The organism is Actinoplanes awajinensis subsp. mycoplanecinus (assembly GCF_001509495.1).
Classification (GTDB): domain Bacteria; phylum Actinomycetota; class Actinomycetes; order Mycobacteriales; family Micromonosporaceae; genus Actinoplanes; species Actinoplanes palleronii.
Genome location: NZ_LLZH01000257.1, coordinates 42,934 through 61,736 on the forward strand (window position 1 = coordinate 42,934; position 18,803 = coordinate 61,736).

17 protein-coding genes and 2 tRNA genes are annotated in these 18,803 nt (G+C 67.5%); all 19 read left to right on the forward strand.

The genetic code is table 11. The features are described 5' to 3' along the window. Nucleotides 1-22: 22 nt before the first annotated feature. The 19 genes from ADL15_RS25150 (at nt 23) to fusA (ending at nt 18,798) form a co-directional block, all read left to right on the forward strand. Nucleotides 23-95, forward strand: a tRNA-Met gene (locus ADL15_RS25150). A 109-nt stretch (nt 96-204) separates the two neighbouring features. Then, complete coding sequence (gene rpmG / locus ADL15_RS25155; protein ID WP_014687739.1) at nt 205-372, forward strand: 50S ribosomal protein L33; 168 nt, start codon at nt 205-207, stop codon at nt 370-372. 74 nt (nt 373-446) lie between these two features. Then, entirely contained in the window at nt 447-899 is a 453-nt protein-coding gene (locus ADL15_RS25160) for a MaoC family dehydratase N-terminal domain-containing protein (protein ID WP_067696068.1), read from the forward strand. Then, nucleotides 899-1,294 (forward strand): MaoC/PaaZ C-terminal domain-containing protein, encoded by a 396-nt coding sequence (locus ADL15_RS25165; protein WP_067696071.1) that lies wholly within the window; start codon nt 899-901, stop codon nt 1,292-1,294. The genes ADL15_RS25160 and ADL15_RS25165 overlap by 1 nt, the downstream gene beginning before the upstream one ends. An 80-nt stretch (nt 1,295-1,374) precedes the next feature. After that, nucleotides 1,375-1,447, forward strand: a tRNA-Trp gene (locus ADL15_RS25170). A gap of 108 nt (nt 1,448-1,555) precedes the next feature. Beyond that, nucleotides 1,556-1,939, forward strand: coding sequence for a preprotein translocase subunit SecE (gene secE, locus ADL15_RS25175; RefSeq protein ID WP_067696074.1), 384 nt, complete (start codon nt 1,556-1,558; stop codon nt 1,937-1,939). A gap of 46 nt (nt 1,940-1,985) precedes the next feature. After that, on the forward strand, nt 1,986-2,708 hold the full coding sequence (nusG, locus tag ADL15_RS25180) for a transcription termination/antitermination protein NusG (protein WP_067696077.1): 723 nt from the start codon (nt 1,986-1,988) through the stop codon (nt 2,706-2,708). A 75-nt stretch (nt 2,709-2,783) separates the two neighbouring features. Beyond that, nucleotides 2,784-3,500 (forward strand): 50S ribosomal protein L1, encoded by a 717-nt coding sequence (gene rplA / locus ADL15_RS25185; protein WP_067696080.1) that lies wholly within the window; start codon nt 2,784-2,786, stop codon nt 3,498-3,500. Nucleotides 3,501-3,571: 71 nt separating this feature from the next. Beyond that, nucleotides 3,572-4,375, forward strand: a complete 804-nt coding sequence (locus ADL15_RS25190) for an ATP-binding cassette domain-containing protein (protein ID WP_067696083.1) — start codon at nt 3,572-3,574, stop codon at nt 4,373-4,375. Continuing rightward, on the forward strand, nt 4,372-5,067 hold the full coding sequence (locus ADL15_RS25195; protein WP_067696086.1) for a hypothetical protein: 696 nt from the start codon (nt 4,372-4,374) through the stop codon (nt 5,065-5,067). The genes ADL15_RS25190 and ADL15_RS25195 overlap by 4 nt, the downstream gene beginning before the upstream one ends. A 286-nt stretch (nt 5,068-5,353) precedes the next feature. Beyond that, nucleotides 5,354-5,902: a 50S ribosomal protein L10 gene (gene rplJ / locus ADL15_RS25200; RefSeq protein ID WP_067696089.1), complete on the forward strand. Its 549-nt coding sequence runs from the start codon at nt 5,354-5,356 to the stop codon at nt 5,900-5,902. A 54-nt stretch (nt 5,903-5,956) separates the two neighbouring features. Beyond that, nucleotides 5,957-6,334: a 50S ribosomal protein L7/L12 gene (gene rplL / locus ADL15_RS25205; RefSeq protein ID WP_067696091.1), complete on the forward strand. Its 378-nt coding sequence runs from the start codon at nt 5,957-5,959 to the stop codon at nt 6,332-6,334. A 603-nt stretch (nt 6,335-6,937) separates the two neighbouring features. Further along, nucleotides 6,938-10,378, forward strand: coding sequence for a DNA-directed RNA polymerase subunit beta (rpoB, locus tag ADL15_RS25210; RefSeq protein WP_067696094.1), 3,441 nt, complete (start codon nt 6,938-6,940; stop codon nt 10,376-10,378). A gap of 103 nt (nt 10,379-10,481) precedes the next feature. Next, entirely contained in the window at nt 10,482-14,372 is a 3,891-nt protein-coding gene (locus ADL15_RS25215) for a DNA-directed RNA polymerase subunit beta' (RefSeq protein ID WP_067696097.1), read from the forward strand. An 82-nt stretch (nt 14,373-14,454) separates the two neighbouring features. After that, on the forward strand, nt 14,455-14,799 hold the full coding sequence (locus ADL15_RS25220; RefSeq protein ID WP_067696100.1) for a hypothetical protein: 345 nt from the start codon (nt 14,455-14,457) through the stop codon (nt 14,797-14,799). Nucleotides 14,800-14,879: 80 nt separating this feature from the next. Further along, nucleotides 14,880-15,359 carry a hypothetical protein gene (locus ADL15_RS25225; RefSeq protein WP_232344323.1) on the forward strand — a complete coding sequence of 160 codons (480 nt, stop codon included), beginning with the start codon at nt 14,880-14,882 and terminating at the stop codon, nt 15,357-15,359. A gap of 411 nt (nt 15,360-15,770) precedes the next feature. Further along, entirely contained in the window at nt 15,771-16,145 is a 375-nt protein-coding gene (gene rpsL / locus ADL15_RS25230) for a 30S ribosomal protein S12 (RefSeq protein ID WP_007465318.1), read from the forward strand. Nucleotide 16,146: 1 nt separating this feature from the next. Beyond that, nucleotides 16,147-16,617 carry a 30S ribosomal protein S7 gene (gene rpsG / locus ADL15_RS25235; RefSeq protein ID WP_067696103.1) on the forward strand — a complete coding sequence of 157 codons (471 nt, stop codon included), beginning with the start codon at nt 16,147-16,149 and terminating at the stop codon, nt 16,615-16,617. Between the two features lie 84 nt (nt 16,618-16,701). Next, nucleotides 16,702-18,798, forward strand: coding sequence for an elongation factor G (fusA, locus tag ADL15_RS25240; protein ID WP_067696228.1), 2,097 nt, complete (start codon nt 16,702-16,704; stop codon nt 18,796-18,798). The last annotated feature ends 5 nt before the right edge of the window (nt 18,799-18,803 follow it).

Genomic DNA, 18,803 nt, shown 5'->3' on the forward strand with positions numbered 1-18,803 from the left:
GCGCTGAACGTGAGCCTGACTCGGCGGTGTAGCTCAGATGGTAGAGCAAGCGGCTCATAATCGCTGTGTCGCCGGTTCAAGTCCGGCCACCGCTACTTATTTACAATAGGGCCTCATCCGGGGCCCTATTTGCAGGTTGACCGACCGAGCGTCTACGCTGACTGGTCGTCAAGCGAGATTCCGTTAGCAGGAAGGCACCCCGCCGTGGCCAAGGCGACAGATGTACGTCCGAAGATCACCCTGGCGTGCACGGAGTGCAAGGACCGGAACTACATCACCAAGAAGAACCGGCGCAACGACCCGGACCGCGTCGAGCTGAAGAAGTTCTGCCCGCGCGACGGCAAGCACACCCTGCACCGCGAGACTCGCTGAGCCCTCGCACCACATAGTTTCTCTCTTTGCGCCGCCCGGAGTCACTCCGGGCGGCGCATTGTAGTTTGTGGGGTATGCCCCTGGATCAGACGTTTGTCGGCCGCACCTGGCCGCCCACCGAGACCTACCTCGTCGGGCGGGAGAAGATCCGCGAGTTCGCCCGCGCGATCGGTGCCACCGACGCCGAGTACCACGACCCCGAGGCCGCCCGGGCGCTCGGCTACCCGGACGTGGTGGCCCCGCCGACGTTCCCGGTCGCCATCACCATGTCGGCCAGCCGCCAGGTGATCGGTGACCCGGCGCTCGGCCTGGACTACAGCCGGGTGGTGCACGGCGACCAGCGGTTCGCCTACACCCGCCCGGTGGTGGCCGGCGACGCGCTGGTCTGCGTGAACTCGGTCGACGAGATCACCACGCGGGGTGGCCACTGGTTCATCACCACCCGCACCGAGGTGCGCACCGAGGCCGGCGAGCCGGTCGTCACGGTGTGGTCGAAGCTGGTCCAGCGCGGCGAGGAGAACGCCTGATGGCTGACGTGTCAGAACCGCAGACCTTCCGGGTCACCCGGGCCGACCTGGTCCGGTACGCCGGCGCCTCCGGCGACTTCAACCCGATCCACTGGAGTGACCGGGTCGCGACAGGTGTCGGCCTGCCCGGTGTGATCGCGCACGGCATGTTCACGATGGCGCTGGTCGGCCGCGCGGTGACCGCCTGGGCCGGCGCGCCGGACGCGGTCAAGGAGTTCAGCGTCCGGTTCGCCCGGCCGGTGCCGGTGCCGGACACCGACGAGGGCACCGAGGTCGTGGTCACGGCCACGGTGAAGGAAGTCACCGAGGACGGCGACACCAAGCTCGCCCTGACTGCCACGTGCCACGGAGACAAGGTACTGTCTCTGGCACAGGCGCTTGTCAGGAAGCGGTAGGCCCGGGTTGGGATAACCAAGGGCGTACCCGTACACTGGTGCGCCGTGGGGCTGTGAGTCGCAAGACGACGGTCCCGCAAAGGGGTGTAGCTCAATTGGCAGAGCAGCGGTCTCCAAAACCGCAGGCTGCAGGTTCAAGTCCTGTCACCCCTGCGCAATTCTCCTCGACGTGCCCGCCCGGTGCGCGGGTCGCTCAACTTCCCGCGTCCGGTCGAGTGCTGACAGGAACTTCAACACCACCGACGACGGAAGTAGGGCGCAGTGGCCGACAAGGACCGCTCCGGTGACGACGTCCCGGGCGACGACGAGCTGCTCCCCGATGCCGCCGCCGGTGACGACGCCCCCGAGACCGACGACACGCCGGTAAGCCGCGGCGGCGGAACCGCGGTCGCCGAGCGTACGAAGGACGACGAAACCCCGAAGACCAAGCGGGAGCGCAAGCGCACCGGGGTCTTCGGCCGGATCGGCGGATTCTTCCGCGAGGTCATCAGCGAGCTGCGCAAGGTCATCTGGCCGACGCGCAAGGAGCTGCTGACCTACACCGGCGTCGTGATCGTGTTCGTCACGGTGATGACGGCGCTCGTGGCGGTGTTGGACTACGGGTTCGGTAAGGGCATCCTCTGGGCGCTCGGCGGCAAGTCCTAGCCCGTCGCGACCCCGAACCGAGTGACTTATCTGGAAGTGAGCGAGCGTGCCTGAGTACGACGACGAGACCGCGCAGTCCGCTGACGAGCAGTCGTCGCCGGACATCGACGAGTCGGTCGAGGTCGAGTCGGCTGACGAAACGCCGGTGGAGGCCCAGGCGCCCGAGGCCGACGAGGACTATGACCCGGTCAAGGAGCTGCGGCAGAAGCTGCGCTACGCGCCCGGCGACTGGTACGTGGTGCACTCCTACGCCGGTTACGAGAACAAGGTCAAGACCAACCTCGAGACCCGGATCACGAGCCTCGACATGGAGGAGTTCATCTTCCAGGTCGAGGTGCCGACCCGCGAAGAGGTCGAGGTCAAGAACGGCAAGCGCAACCAGGTGCAGGCCAAGGTCTTCCCCGGTTACATCCTGGTCCGGATGGACCTGACGCCGGAGTCGTATTCCTGCGTGCGCAACACGCCGGGTGTGACCGGCTTCGTCGGCGCCACCGACCGGGTCGACCGTCCGGCGCCGCTCTCCCTCGACGAGGTGCTGAAGTGGCTGGCCCCGGCCGTTCAGACCGAGGAGAAGAAGTCGAAGCCCGAGATCAAGGTGCTCGACTTCGAGGTCGGCGACTCGGTCACGGTCACCGACGGCGCGTTCGCCTCGCTGCCGGCGTCGATCAGTGAGATCAACGCTGACCAGCAGAAGCTGAAGGTCCTGGTGTCGATCTTCGGCCGGGAGACCCCGGTCGAGCTGAACTTCAACCAGGTCACCAAGATCTGATCACCGGCAAACCGGTGATCTCAGTGGGAGGGACCGTCGTCGCGCGGTCCCGCCAACAACCACAGGAGTAAAAACATGTCGCACCGCAGCAAGGCGTTCCGCGCCGCCCTCGAGAAGATCGAGATCGACAAGCTCTACGAGCCCAAGGACGCGGTCGCCCTCGCCAAGGAGACCAGCTCCGCGAAGTTCGACGCCACCGTTGAGGTCGCCATGCGCCTCGGTGTCGACCCGCGTAAGGCCGACCAGATGGTCCGTGGCACGGTCAACCTGCCGCACGGCACCGGCAAGACCGCCCGCGTCATCGTGTTCGCCCAGGGCGCGAAGGCCGAAGAGGCCGTCGCGGCCGGCGCTGACGAGGTCGGCACCGACGAGCTCGTCGCCCGGATCCAGGGTGGCTGGCTGGACTTCGACGCCGCGATCGCGACGCCGGACCAGATGGCCAAGATCGGCCGGATCGCCCGCATCCTCGGCCCGCGTGGCCTGATGCCGAACCCGAAGACCGGCACCGTCACCATGGACGTGACCAAGGCCGTCAACGAGATCAAGGGCGGCAAGATCACCTTCCGGGTGGACAAGCACTCGAACCTGCACCTGATCATCGGCAAGGCGTCGTTCACGGCCGAGCAGCTGGTCGACAACTACGCCTCGGTGCTCGAGGAGATCCTGCGGGCGAAGCCGTCCGCCGCCAAGGGCAAGTACCTCAAGAAGGTCACCGTCTCCACCACGACGGGCCCGGGCATCCAGATCGACCCGCTCGTCGTGAAGAACCTGCGCGGCGAGAACCAGAACTGATCGCCTGACCGCTCGAACGTCGAAGCCCCCGGGGACATCCCCGGGGGCTTTTTCGTGCCAAGCTTGCGGCCATGCTTTTCGACGGTGTCTGGTTCCGGTACGCCCGCCGTGCCCCGTGGGCGCTGCGTGAAGCCGCCGCGACGGTCGAGCCCGGCCAGACCGTGGTGGTGCTCGGCGCGAACGGCGCCGGCAAGTCCACCCTGCTGCAGCTGGCGGCCGGTGTGCTGCGCCCGGTCCGCGGCACCGTCCGGGCTCGTCCGGCGGTGGTCGGCTGGGTCCCGGAGCGTTTCCCGGCCGATCAGCCGTTCACCGCGATCGGCTATCTGCGCGCGATGGCCGGGCTGCGCCACGCCCCGGCGACCGCCGCCGCGCACTGGGTGGACCGTCTCGGCCTGACCCCGCACGCCGACACCCCGCTGAACGCGTTGTCCAAGGGCACCGCGCAGAAGGTCGGCCTAGCCCAGGCCCTGCTGGTCCGGCCCGGCCTGCTGGTGCTCGACGAGCCGTGGGAGGGCCTGGACGCGCAGGCCCGCACGCTGGTGCCGGAGATCGTCGCCGAGGTCACCGCTTCCGGCGGCGCGGTCCTGGTCAGCGACCACCGCGGCGAGATCACCGGGCTGCCGGACACCACCCACTGGACGGTTGCGGCCGGCGCGCTGCAGCTCGGGTCCGCTCCGCCACCGGTGGCCGCTCCGCCGCCGGACCGCCGCCCGGCCGGGCCCGACGAGGTGGTGGTCGAGATCGCGGTGCCGCGCACGGAAGCCGACGCGACGGTGGTCCAGCTGATCGCTTCCGGTCACCGGATCCTGCGGGTCCGGGAGCCCGATGGGGTACGACCGGAGCGACTGACCGCACACCAGGAGGAAGCTCGATGATCGCGCTGGTCCGGATGCGGCTCGCCGGGTTCTGGCACGGCGGCCGGGTGCTGGCCCCGCTGATCACCGTGCTCGCCGTGCTCGGTGTCATCCACGGCGGGGGACCGGCGCCGGCCGCGTCCGCCTACGGCTACTCCGCCGCGGCGCTCTTCCCGGTGCTGGCCTGGCTGACCAAGGTGGTCCTGGACACCGAGCCGGACGTCCAGCGCCGCCTGGCCCGGCTGTCGGTCGGCCCGGTCCGCGAGGGTGTGGCCGGTCTGCTGGCCGCCCTGACGGCCGGAGCCGCGGTCTGCGCCGTCGCCATGCTCGCCCCGCTGCCGTTCCACGCCGTCCGTGGACCGGAGGCCGGCTCGGGCGAACCGTCCCTGCCGGTCGGGGTCCTGCTGGGTGTGCTCGCTCACCTGCTGTCGCTGGCCGCCGCGGTGGCGCTGGGCGCGCTGTCCGCCCGGGCGGTCACCCGCCGGGTGCTGCCGGGCGTCGCGGTCCTGGCCACCGGCTCGGTGCTGGCGATCGTGCTGGGTCTGACCGGGTCGGTCGCTCCGTGGCTGGTCCCGCCGGTGATGGCCACCGCGCGGGCGCTCAACGACACCGCCCCGTCGGCGGGGGAGCTGGGTGTGCTGGCCGGCTGGTGTCTCGCCTGGTGCTCGGTCGCCCTGATCGCGTACGCGCGCCTGCGCCGGGCCCGCGCCTGATCGTGCTCAGGTCGTACCGGAAAGGGATTTGGAATTTTGTCGGTGTGCCGCGTACTGTTCCTCGTGAAGTTCCACCCATAGACCGCTGGTCGCCGCAGTGACCGTCGTGAGACGGACATCGCGGCCGAAGGTCCCGCAACAAACGGGCGACCTGTGCAGGGCGGACGGTTCGTGATTCTGCGGCATGCCTCGGCGTGCCGGACTCCGCCCCGTGCCCCTGCACCGGGGCGTTTTGCTTGTTCGGACCCTCTCGACCAGTGGCAATAGCACTGAGGAGAGGAGGGACATGGCGGACAAGCCGGTCCGGGCCGACAAGGCCACGGCCGTCGCCGAGCTGACGGACAATTTCCGTGACTCCGCGGCCACCGTGTTGACCGAATACCGGGGCCTCACCGTGAAGCAGCTCACTGAGCTGCGGCGGTCGCTCGGCCAGCAGGCCAAGTACTCCGTTGCCAAGAACACGCTCGCGAAGCGTGCGGCTGGCGACGCGGGCATCGAGGGCCTCGACACGCTGTTCACCGGTCCTACCGCGCTCGCCTTCGTGAAGGGTGACGTGGTTGACGCGGCCAAGGTGCTTCGCGCCTTCGCCAAGGCCAACCCCGTCCTGGTCATCAAGGGCGGCGTCTTCGAGGGTAAGGCCATCTCGGCCGAGGACGTCAACAAGCTTGCCGACCTCGAGTCCCGTGAGGTGCTGCTGGCCAAGCTGGCCGGCGCCATGAAGGGCAACCTGAGCAAGGCCGCGGCCACGTTCCAGGCTCCGCTCTCCCAGGCCGTGCGCCTGGTGGACGCCCTGCGTGACAAGCGTGAGAAGGACGGTTCCGCCGAGGCCGCTTGATGGCCTCGCGAACCGAACACCGTTTACATCAGAAGCTAGGAAAGGTTGCCTGATATGGCGAAGCTCAGCACCGACGAGCTGCTCGACGCGTTCAAGGAAATGACCCTCATCGAGCTCTCCGAGTTCGTGAAGACGTTCGAAGAGGTCTTCGACGTCAAGGCTGCCGTGGCTGTCGCCGCGTCCGGCCCGGCCGCCCCGGCTGTCGAGGCCGCTGTGGAGCAGGACTCCTTCGACGTTGTCCTCGAGGGCGACGGCGGCAAGAAGATCCAGGTCATCAAGGTCGTGCGTGAGCTGACCGGCCTGGGCCTCAAGGAGGCCAAGGACGCCGTCGAGGCCGCCCCCAAGGCGATCCTCGAGGGTGTTGCCAAGGACAAGGCCGAGGCCGCCAAGGCCAAGCTCGAGGCCGAGGGCGCCAAGGTCACCCTCAAGTGATCTAACGCTCCAGAGCGTTGTTCGTCGATGGCGGAGGCCCGTTTCGGGTCTTCGCCATCGGTGTTTCCGGCCAGTGTCCGCACTGGTCAGCGCGACCCCGGTGAGCGCGTTACGGCTGCTCCGACAAAGGCTGCCAAAGCTGGCGATCCATGCGTTAAGGTCCTCTGGGTGCGCCGGCCGGACGACCGGTCCGGTCCGACCCGCGGCACAGCCCTTGACTGTGTGTCCGCTGACAGGCACGCTGATGGCAGCAAGTTTCCGCGCTTGCGACAGCCAGACCGTGGGTAATCGGATTTCCACCGGTGACCCACTGACCGGCACCCGAGGAAGAGTCGCCGCGTTTCCAGAGCGGCCCCGGCCACGGCGTTGACCATGAAGTGCCAGGTCAGCGGCGTCGGGGACACGTTCCGCAGGACACTTCGGGTGTGGGCTGGACAGCGGTTAGCCAAGCGGCTACACTGCTAGTTTGCGCTGCCTTCTGTCTTGACGCCTGTCCTGATATCCACGTCTGTGGATTTCGATGGGTGTCTTTTGGAGTGCACGCAGACCAGTTGCATCAGCAACTCAGCCGCATAGCAGCACCGGTCCTCGGAAGGACGCATCTTGGCAGCTTCCCGCCCTGCGAAGACCAGCCGTACGTCGAGCGCTTACGCACCCCGCCGGGTCTCTTTCGGCCGGATCACCGAGCAGCTAGAGGTCCCCAACCTCCTCGCCCTCCAGACGGAGTCGTTCGACTGGCTGGTCGGCAACGAGGCTTGGCAGGCCCGGACGACGGACGACCCGCATGCCCACTCGGGCCTCGCAGAGATCCTCGAAGAGATCAGTCCCATTGAGGACTTCTCCGGCACCATGTCGCTGTCCTTCTCAGCTCCGCGCTTCGACGAGGTCAAGGCCTCGATCGAGGAGTGCAAGGAGAAGGACCTGACCTACTGTGCCCCGCTGTTCGTGACCGCGGAGTTCACCAACAACACCACTGGCGAGATCAAGAGCCAGACCGTGTTCATGGGTGACTTCCCGATGATGACCCCCAAGGGGACGTTCGTCATCAACGGTACCGAGCGGGTCGTGGTGAGCCAGCTCGTCCGTTCGCCGGGCGTGTATTTCACCAAGGAGCCGGACAAGACCTCCGACCGCGACCTCACCAGCGTCAAGGTCATCCCGAGCCGGGGTGCCTGGCTCGAGTTCGACATCGACAAGCGTGACACCGTGGGTGTCCGCATCGACCGCAAGCGTCGTCAGGCCGTCACCGTCCTGCTCAAGGCGATCGGTTGGTCCGCAGACCAGATCCGTGAGCGCTTCGGCTGGTCCGAACTGCTCATGACGACGCTGGAGAAGGACCACATCGCCGGACAGGATGAGGCCCTACTCGACATCTACCGGAAGCTGCGCCCCGGCGAGCCCCCCACCCGGGAGAACGCGCAGACCCTGCTCGACAACCTCTTCTTTAACCCGAAGAGGTACGACGTCGCCAAGGTCGGCCGGTACAAGTTCAACAAGAAGCTCGAGATCGACGTCCCGATCGTCCGGGGCACGCTCTCCGAGGAAGACATCGTCAAGACCGTGGACTACCTCTGCCGGCTGCACGCCGGTGAGGACGGCTACGAGGCCGACGACATCGACCACTTCGGCAACCGGCGCCTGCGCACGGTCGGCGAGCTCATCCAGAACCAGGTCCGCGTGGGCCTGTCCCGGATGGAGCGTGTCGTCCGCGAGCGCATGACGACGCAGGACGTCGAGGCGATCACGCCGCAGACCCTGATCAACATCCGCCCCGTGGTGGCTGCGATCAAGGAGTTCTTCGGTACGTCGCAGCTGTCGCAGTTCATGGACCAGACCAACCCGCTCGCGGGTCTGACCCACCGTCGCCGTCTGTCGGCGCTCGGCCCGGGTGGTCTGTCCCGTGAGCGGGCCGGCTTCGAGGTCCGTGACGTGCACCCGTCGCACTACGGCCGGATGTGCCCGATCGAGACGCCCGAGGGACCGAACATCGGTCTGATCGGCGCGCTCTCCACGTTCGCGCGGGTCAACCCGTTCGGCTTCATCGAGACCCCGTACCGCAAGGTCGAGGCCGGTGTGGTCACCGACGAGGTGCACTACCTCACGGCGGACGAGGAAGACCGGTACATCAAGGCGCAGGCGAACGCCGTGCTGTCCAGCGACAACACGTTCGCCCAGGACCGCGTCCTGGTCCGCCGTAAGGGCGGTGAGGTCGACTACGTGCCCGGCACCGAGGTCGACTACATGGACGTGTCGCCGCGGCAGATGACCTCGGTCGCCACCGCGATGATCCCGTTCCTCGAGCACGACGACGCCAACCGCGCCCTGATGGGTGCGAACATGCAGCGCCAGGCGGTGCCGCTGGTCAAGGCCGAGGCGCCGCTGGTCGGCACCGGCATGGAGTACCGCGCCGCGGTCGACGCCGGTGACGTGGTCGTCGCCGAGGTCGCCGGTGTGGTCGAGGACCTGTGCGCCGACTACGTGACGGTGCACCAGGACGACGGCCACCGCCGGACCTACCTGCTGCACAAGTTCCGTCGCTCGAACGCCGGCTCCTGCGTCAACCAGAAGCCTGTCGTCTTCGAGGGTGACCGGGTCGAGGCCGGCCAGGTCATCGCCGACGGTCCGTGCACCGACGAGGGGGAGATGGCCCTCGGCCGCAACCTCCTGGTCGCGTTCATGTGCTGGGAAGGCCACAACTACGAGGACGCGATCATTCTGTCGCAGCGCCTCGTGCAGCAGGACGTGCTCACCTCGATTCACATCGAGGAGCACGAGGTCGACGCCCGCGACACCAAGCTCGGCCCGGAAGAGATCACCCGCGACATCCCGAACGTCAGCGAGGAAATGCTGGCGGACCTGGACGAGCGCGGCATCATCCGGATCGGCGCCGAGGTCGTGCCCGGCGACATCCTGGTCGGCAAGGTCACGCCCAAGGGCGAGACCGAGCTGACCCCGGAGGAGCGCCTGCTGCGCGCGATCTTCGGTGAGAAGGCCCGGGAAGTCCGGGACACCTCGCTGAAGGTTCCGCACGGCGAGACCGGCACCGTCATCGGTGTCCGGACGTTCTCCCGCGAGGACGGCGACGAGCTGCCCCCGGGCGTGAACGAGCTGGTCCGGGTGTACGTCGCCCAGAAGCGCAAGATCCAGGACGGTGACAAGCTCGCCGGTCGTCACGGCAACAAGGGCGTCATCTCCAAGATCCTGCCGGTCGAGGACATGCCGTTCCTCGAGGACGGCACCCCGGTCGACATCGTGCTGAACCCGCTCGGTGTCCCCTCGCGTATGAACATCGGCCAGGTTCTGGAGACCCACCTCGGGTGGATCGCCAAGACCGGTTGGTCGGTGGAGGGCGAGGACGAGGAGTGGAAGCGTCAGCTCCGCTCGATCGAGGCGCACGAGTCCCCCGCCGACAGCAACGTCGCGACTCCGGTCTTCGACGGTGCTCAGGAGGAGGAGATCAAGGGCCTGCTCGAGTCGACCCTGCTGAACCGGGACGGCAAGCGCCTGGTCAACGGCGACGGCAAGGCGCAGCTGTTCGACGGCCGCTCCGGTGAGCCGCTGCCGGACCCGATCTCGGTCGGCTACGTCTACATCCTGAAGCTGAACCACCTGGTCGACGACAAGATCCACGCGCGGTCGACCGGTCCGTACTCGATGATCACGCAGCAGCCGCTCGGTGGTAAGGCCCAGTTCGGTGGCCAGCGGTTCGGCGAGATGGAGTGCTGGGCGATGCAGGCCTACGGCGCCGCTTACGCGCTGCAGGAACTGCTGACCATCAAGTCCGACGACGTCCTTGGCCGCGTGAAGGTCTACGAGGCCATCGTCAAGGGCGAGAACATCCCGGAGCCGGGAATCCCGGAGTCCTTCAAGGTGCTCCTCAAGGAGCTGCAGTCGCTGTGCCTGAACGTTGAGGTGCTCTCCAGCGACGGCGTTGCTCTGGAGATGCGCGAGACGGACGACGAGGTCTTCCGGGCCGCGGAGGAACTCGGCATCGACCTGTCGCGACGCCCGAACGAGGGCGTCAGCAGCGTCGAAGAGATCTGACGGAGAGCGTCCCCGGTAGGCATCGACGCGAGTCGGTAGCGACCGGGGACGCCCCCGCCGGCCTGGAATTCACCCGAGCAACGAAACACGAGGGATAGTCCAAGTGCTCGACGTCAACTTCTTCGACGAGTTGCGCATCGGCCTGGCTACCGCTGACGACATCCGGCAGTGGTCGCACGGCGAGGTCAAGAAGCCCGAGACGATCAACTACCGCACCCTCAAGCCCGAGAAGGACGGACTCTTCTGCGAGAAGATCTTCGGTCCGCAGCGGGACTGGGAGTGCTACTGCGGTAAGTACAAGCGTGTCCGGTTCAAGGGCATCATCTGTGAGCGCTGCGGCGTCGAGGTGACCCGCTCCAAGGTCCGGCGTGAGCGCATGGGCCACATCGAGCTGGCCGCCTCGGTCACGCACATCTGGTACTTCAAGGGTGTGCCGAGCCGTCTGGGCTACCTGCTCGACCTGGCGCCCAAGGACCTCGAGAAGATCATCTACTTCGCCTCGTACGTGATCACGAGCGTTGACGCCGAGTCGCGTCACCGTGACATGTCCACGATCGAGAACGAGATCTTCGCGGAGAAGCGGCAGTCCGAGAACAGCCGCGACTCGGAGATCGAGAAGCGCGCCGGCAAGCTGGAGCAGGACCTCGCCGAGCTCGAGGCCGAGGGTGCCAAGGCCGACGTGCGCCGCAAGGTCAAGGAAGCCGGCGAGCGCGAGATGCGCCAGATCCGGGACAAGGCGCAGCGCGAGATCGACCGCCTCGACGAGGTGCTCGACACGTTCCGCAAGCTCGACTCGAAGCAGCTGGTCACCGACGAGCTGCTCTACCGCGAGCTGCGGGACCGCTTCGGTGAGTACTTCACCGGTGGCATGGGCGCCGAGGCGATCAAGGCGCTGCTGCAGAACATGGACCTGGACGCCGAGGCGGAGAACCTTCGGGAGATCATCCGCACCGGTAAGGGCCAGCGGAAGATCCGGGCGCTCAAGCGGCTGAAGGTCGTCGCGGCGTTCCTGAACACCCGCAACTCCCCGCTCGGCATGGTGCTCGACTGCGTGCCGGTCATCCCGCCGGACCTGCGCCCGATGGTGCAGCTCGACGGTGGCCGCTTCGCGACCTCGGACCTGAACGACCTGTACCGCCGGGTCATCAACCGCAACAACCGCCTCAAGCGACTGATCGACCTCGGTGCTCCCGAGATCATCGTCAACAACGAGAAGCGGATGCTGCAGGAGGCCGTCGACGCGCTGTTCGACAACGGCCGTCGTGGCCGGCCGGTCACCGGTCCGGGTAACCGCCCGCTGAAGTCGCTCTCCGACATGCTGAAGGGCAAGCAGGGCCGGTTCCGTCAGAACCTGCTCGGCAAGCGCGTCGACTACTCCGGCCGTTCGGTCATCGTCGTCGGCCCGCGGCTCAAGCTGCACCAGTGCGGTCTGCCCAAGCAGATGGCCCTGGAGCTGTTCAAGCCGTTCGTGATGAAGCGCCTGGTCGACCTGAACCACGCACAGAACATCAAGTCCGCCAAGCGGATGGTCGAGCGTCAGCGCCCGGTCGTGTGGGACGTGCTGGAAGAGGTCATCAGCGAGCACCCGGTGCTGCTGAACCGTGCGCCGACCCTGCACCGCCTGGGCATCCAGGCGTTCGAACCGCAGCTGGTCGAGGGCAAGGCCATCCAGATCCACCCGCTCGTCTGTACCGCGTTCAACGCGGACTTCGACGGCGACCAGATGGCAGTCCACGTGCCGCTGTCGTCCGAGGCGCAGGCCGAGGCCCGGATCCTGATGCTGTCCTCGAACAACATCCTCAAGCCGGCCGACGGCAAGCCGGTCACCATGCCCACCCAGGACATGGTCATCGGCCTGTACTACCTGACGCACCTCACCAAGGGCGCGAAGGGTGAAGGCCGGGTCTTCAGCTCCGACGCCGAGGCGCGGATGGCGTTCGACAACGGCGAGCTGCACCTGCAGGCCAAGGTCAAGATCCGTCTCCACGACGTGATCGGGGTCGACAACGGCGCCAAGGCCGAGCCGGCCGTGGCTCCGGAGGGCTGGGTCGAGGGCGAGAAGCTGCTCGTCGAGACCACGCTCGGCCGAGTGATCTTCAACGAGACGCTGCCCCCGGGCTACCGCTTCGTGAACTACGAGATCCGCAAGGGCCAGCTGTCGGCGATCGTCAACGACCTCGCCGAGCGCTTCCCCAAGGTCGCGCTGGCCGCGACCCTGGACGCGCTCAAGGAGGCCGGCTTCCACTGGGCCACCTGGTCCGGTGTGACGATCGGTATGGGCGACGTCATCGCGCCGCCGCGCAAGCCGGAGATCCTCGCCAAGTACCAGGCCGAGGCCGACCGGATCGACAAGCAGTACCAGCGTGGTCTGATGACCGCCGAGGAACGTCGCGGCGAGCTCATCGAGATCTGGACCAAGGCGACGAACGAGATCTCCAAGGAGATGGAGTCCGCGCTGCCGCAGGAGAACCCGCTCTGGGTCATGATCAACTCCGGCGCTCGCGGTAACCTCCTCCAGCTCCGGCAGATCGCCGCGATCCGTGGTCTGGTGGCCAACCCCAAGGGCGAGATCATCCCGCGCCCGATCACCTCGTCGTACCGCGAGGGTCTGACCGTTCTGGAGTACTTCATCTCCACGCACGGTGCCCGTAAGGGCCTGGCGGACACCGCCCTGCGTACCGCCGACTCGGGTTACCTGACCCGTCGTCTGGTGGACGTCTCGCAGGACGTCATCATCCGCGAGGAGGACTGCGGCACCGACCGCGCGATTCCGATGCAGGTGGGCGAGCGGGAGCCGGACGGCACCCTGGTCGTGCACGTGCACGCCGAGACCGGTGTGCACGCCCGGACCCTGGCCGACAACATCGACGACCCGGCGGGCAACCGTGTGGTGTCGCGTGGTGACGACCTCAACTCGATCATGGTGGACGCGCTCGTCGCGGCCGGCGTCGAGATCGTCCGGGTGCGCAGCGTCCTGACCTGTGAGTCGAAGCTGGGCGTCTGCGCGGCCTGCTACGGCCGGTCGCTGCCGACCGGCAAGGCTGTCGACATCGGCGAGGCGGTCGGCATCATCGCGGCCCAGTCGATCGGTGAGCCCGGTACCCAGCTGACGATGCGTACCTTCCACACCGGTGGTGTCGCGGGTGAGGACATCACCCAGGGTCTGCCGCGTGTTCAGGAAATCTTCGAGGCCCGCGTGCCGAAGGGTAAGGCGCCCATCGCCGACACCCCGGGACGCGTGCGCATCGAGGACGGCGAGCGCTCGCGGAAGATCATCGTGGTGCCGGACGACGGCAGCGAGGAGATCGTGTACGACAAGATCTCCAAGCGCGTCAAGCTGCGCATCCCGGACGGCGGCCACGTCGGCGTCGGCGAGAAGCTCACCGAGGGCACCATCGACCCGCACGAGCTGCTGCGCATCATGGGCCCGCGCGCGGTCCAGGTCCACCTGACCAGTGAGGTCCAGGAGGTCTACCGCTCGCAGGGTGTGCTGATCCACGACAAGCACATCGAGATCATCATTCGCCAGATGCTCAAGCGCGTGACGGTCATCGACTCCGGTGCGACCGAGTTCCTGCCGGGCATCCTGGTGGACCGGGCGCTCTTCGAGTCGGAGAACCGCCGGCTCGTGGGCGAGGGTGGCGAGCCCGCCGCCGGTCGTCCGGTGCTGATGGGTATCACCAAGGCCTCGCTGGCGACCGACTCCTGGCTCTCGGCGGCCTCCTTCCAGGAGACCACCCGGGTGCTCACCGACGCTGCGATCAACTCGCGCAGCGACTCGCTGGTGGGCCTCAAGGAGAACGTCATCATCGGCAAGCTCATCCCGGCCGGTACCGGTATCTCCAAGTACCGGAACATCCGGGTCGAGCCGACCGAGGAGGCCAAGGCGAAGGTGTACTCGATGACCGGGTACCCGGAGACCGACTACGGCTTCGGACCGGCCAGCGGCCAGGCAGTTCCGCTGGACGACTTCGACTTCGGGTCGTACCGCTGACGGTCGTACGGTAATCGTTTGTTCCGCCTGGGGCGGTCGCGCAACAGCGCGGCCGCCCCAGCGGCGCTTCTAGGATGTACGGGTGACCGTTCACGCCGTGCAAACCCGCCACCCGCTGGACCCGGAGCCGGTGCCGTCGACGAAGGCCCGCGCGGTCTTCGTGCTCGGCCTGATCGGGCTGCTGACCGGCCCGATGGTCGGGGGCGTGATTCCGGCCACGATCGCGTTACTTCTGGCCCGGCAGACCGCCAGGGAGGCGTACGCGGCCGGCGGCTACCTGACCGGTGGCCGTTGGATCCGCCGCGGCCGCACGCTCGCCTGGATCGGGCTGGTGCTGGCGCTGACCGCGCTGGTGGTGGCCGCCATCGCCGGCCTGCTGCACCTGGCGACCGCGCCCGGGCCGAACCTGGCACCCGGCACCGACTGATCCCGCCCGCGGCCTTACACGCCCGCTGAGCGTCCCTGCCGGGGTGCGGGACGGCTCGTCCGGGTGACATGCTTCTGAACATGACGCAGCCCCCGGGGACCGCCGCGTACCCGCCGCCCCCGCCGTCCGGACCGCCGCCGCGCTGGGCGCCGGTGAACCCCCCGGCCAGTGGCTGGGAGGTGGAGCGGATGGACGTCGTGGGCGGGACCGGGTTCGGGATGGTCCAGCTGCGTGTCGTGCCGATCACTTCCGGTCTGGCGATCGGCGGCCTGACCGCCGGCATCGGCGCCATCCTGGTGTCGGTCCTGGTCATCTGCTTCGGTGTCGGCGGCGCGGGCGCCTGGGTCGCCGGCGCGTTCACGCTGCTCGGTGTGCTCGCCGGTGGGGGAGCGGTGACCGCGTCGCTGATCGCGAAGCGCCAGATCAGGCGCTCCGGAGCGCCGGGCCGGGTGCGGTTCACCGGTTCCGGGCTGGCCACCGCCGGCATCGCCTGCGGGAGCGCCGGCGCGGGAATATCGCTGCTGGCGTTGGTGCTGGGCTTTGTGGTAGAGGGCTCCTGAGGGGCCTCGCGGGCGCGGATCCGGCACCGCGGCATGGCCACGCCGGGGCACCCGGTACACTGGTATACGGAGATGTCCATCGCGGGAGCTCGGGGCTCATTTTGACCTGGGTGCTCGGGGTGGGTACTCTTTCCCCTCGTGCCCGGGCTCGCCCGGGCAACTCGTGCGTGCACCCGAATCGGAACGTACGACGGGTATTGCCGCACGACGGGCTGGGTTCGGTGTGAACCCGTGCTCGACCAAGACAACATCCGGTACGCGTGAATCAATCACGCGTGGCGGGACCGTGAGCCGGACGACACGCCCGACCGCGGGTGCGGGACACTCCCACCAGGGAGAGTCGCCGCACACAGGCAGAACACTCGGTGCGGCCGTATTACAGGAAGCGGCCGAAGGGAGCGGAGAAACCCGGTGCCCACGATCCAGCAGCTGGTCCGAAAGGGCCGCCAGGCGAAGACGACCAAGACGAAGACGCCGGCACTGAAGGGAAGCCCTCAGCGGCGCGGCGTGTGTACCCGCGTGTACACCACCACCCCCAAGAAGCCGAACTCTGCGCTGCGCAAGGTCGCTCGCGTGAAGCTGAGCAGCCAGATCGAGGTCACGGCGTACATCCCGGGCGTCGGCCACAACCTGCAGGAGCACTCCATCGTGCTCGTGCGCGGCGGCCGTGTTAAGGACCTCCCGGGCGTCCGCTACAAGATCGTCCGCGGTTCGCTGGACACCCAGGGTGTCCGCAACCGCAAGCAGGCCCGCAGCCGTTACGGCGCGAAGAAGGAGAAGAGCTGACATGCCGCGTAAGGGCCCCGCTCCGCGCCACCCTCTGGTCGCTGACCCGGTTTACAACTCGCCGCTGGTGACCCAGCTGGTGAACAAGATCCTGGTCGGCGGCAAGCGTTCGCTGGCCGAGCGCATCGTGTACGCCGCCCTCGAGGGTGCCCGTGAGAAGAGCGGCACCGACCCGGTGGTCATCCTCAAGCGAGCGATGGACAACGTGAAGCCGACCCTCGAGGTCCGCAGCCGCCGCGTTGGTGGCGCGACCTACCAGGTGCCGATCGAGGTGCGCACCCCGCGCCAGACGACCCTGGGCCTGCGCTGGCTGGTTCAGTACTCCAAGGTCCGCCGCGAGAAGACCATGATCGAGCGGCTGCAGAACGAGCTGCTTGACGCCAGCAACGGCCTCGGTGCCGCTGTGAAGCGTCGCGAGGACACTCACAAGATGGCGGAGTCCAACAAGGCCTTCGCGCACTACCGCTGGTAAGACCCTGCTGCGGGCCCGGCAACCGCCGGGCCACGGCATTCGTACCGGTCCACGAGACGACGACGAAGAAAAGTAGGGATGGAAGTGGCTGCCGCAGACGCGCTCGCCAAGGTTCGCAACATCGGCATCATGGCGCACATCGACGCTGGTAAGACCACGACGACCGAGCGCATCCTGTTCTACACCGGCATCACGTACAAGATCGGTGAAGTCCACGAGGGCGCGGCCGTCATGGACTGGATGGAGCAGGAGCAGGAACGCGGCATCACCATCACCTCCGCCGCCACGAAGTGCGAGTGGAAGGGCTACACGATTCAGATCATCGACACGCCCGGCCACGTCGACTTCACGGTCGAGGTCGAGCGGTCGCTGCGTGTGCTCGACGGTGCAGTCGCGGTGTACGACGGTGTGGCCGGCGTGGAGCCGCAGACGGAGAACGTCTGGCGCCAGGCCGACAAGTACAACGTCCCTCGCATGTGCTTCGTCAACAAGCTCGACCGGACCGGCGCGGACTTCTTCCGTTGCGTGCAGATGATGATCGACCGGCTTCACGCCACGCCGCTCGTCCTGCAGATCCCGATCGGGCTCGAGGGCGACCACATCGGTGTCGTCGACCTGATCAACATGAAGGCGCTCACCTGGCGCGGGGAGACCCAGAAGGGTGACGACTACGCGATCGAGGAGATCCCGGCCGACCTGGTCGACTCCGCGAACGAGTGGCGCGAGAAGCTGATCGAGACCCTGGCCGACGTCGACGACGCGGTCATGGAGAAGTACCTCGAGGGCGAAGAGGTCTCGATCGACGAGATCCGGGCCGCCATCCGGCGGGCCACGATCGCCAGCAAGGCCAACCCGGTCCTGTGCGGCTCGGCGTTCAAGAACAAGGGCGTTCAGCCCATGCTCGACGCCGTCGTCGACTTCCTCCCGTCGCCGCTGGACATCCCGGCGATCGAGGGCACCGCGCTCGACGGTGAGACCCCGATCCTGCGCAAGCCGTCGAACACCGAGCCGTTCTCCGGCCTGGCGTTCAAGATTCAGACGGACAAGCACCTCGGCAAGCTCACCTACGTCCGGGTCTACTCCGGCACGCTCGACTCCGGTTCCCAGGTGGTCAACTCCACCAAGGACCGCAAGGAGCGGATCGGCAAGATCTACCAGATGCACGCGAACAAGCGTGAGGAGCGCGCCACCGCGCAGGCCGGCGACATCATCGCCGTCCAGGGTCTCAAGCAGACCACCACCGGTGACACGCTCAGCGACCCGGCGAACCCGGTCATCCTGGAGTCGATGACCTTCCCGGAGCCGGTTATCCAGGTCGCCATCGAGCCGAAGACCAAGTCGGACCAGGAGAAGCTGGGCACCGCTATCCAGCGCCTGGCCGAAGAGGACCCGACCTTCCGCGTCTTCAACGACGAGGAGACCGGTCAGACGATCATCGCCGGCATGGGCGAGCTCCACCTGGACATCCTGGTGGACCGCATGCGCCGCGAGTTCAACGTCGAGGCCAACATCGGTAAGCCGCAGGTGGCGTACCGCGAGACTCTCCGCGGCAAGGTGGAGAAGCTCACGTACGTGCACAAGAAGCAGACCGGTGGTTCCGGCCAGTACGCGAAGGTCGTCGTCACGGTCGAGCCGCTTGAGCTCGCCACCGACGGTCCCACGTACGAGTTCGTCAACGCGGTCACCGGCGGTCGCATCCCCAAGGAGTTCATCCCCTCGGTGGACGCGGGCGCCCAGGACTCCCTGCAGTACGGCGTCCTCGCCGGCTACCCGCTGGTCGGCGTGAAGTTCACGCTGATCGACGGTCAGTACCACGAGGTCGACTCGTCTGAGATGGCGTTCAAGATCGCTGGCTCCATGGCGATGAAGGAAGCGGCCCGCAAGGCCGACCCCGCGCTGCTGGAGCCGATGATGTCGGTTGAGGTCACCACCCCTGAGGACAACATGGGTGACGTCATCGGCGACCTCAACTCCCGCCGCGGCCTGATCCAGTCGATGGAGGAGCGCTCCGGCGCCCGCGTCGTCAAGGCTCTGGTCCCGCTGTCGGAGATGTTCGGCTACGTCGGCGACCTGCGGTCGAAGACGGCCGGCCGGGCCAGCTACAGCATGCAGTTCGACTCCTACGCGGAGGTTCCCGGGAACGTCGCGAAGGAGATCATCGCTAAGGCCACCGGCGCCTGACGCGT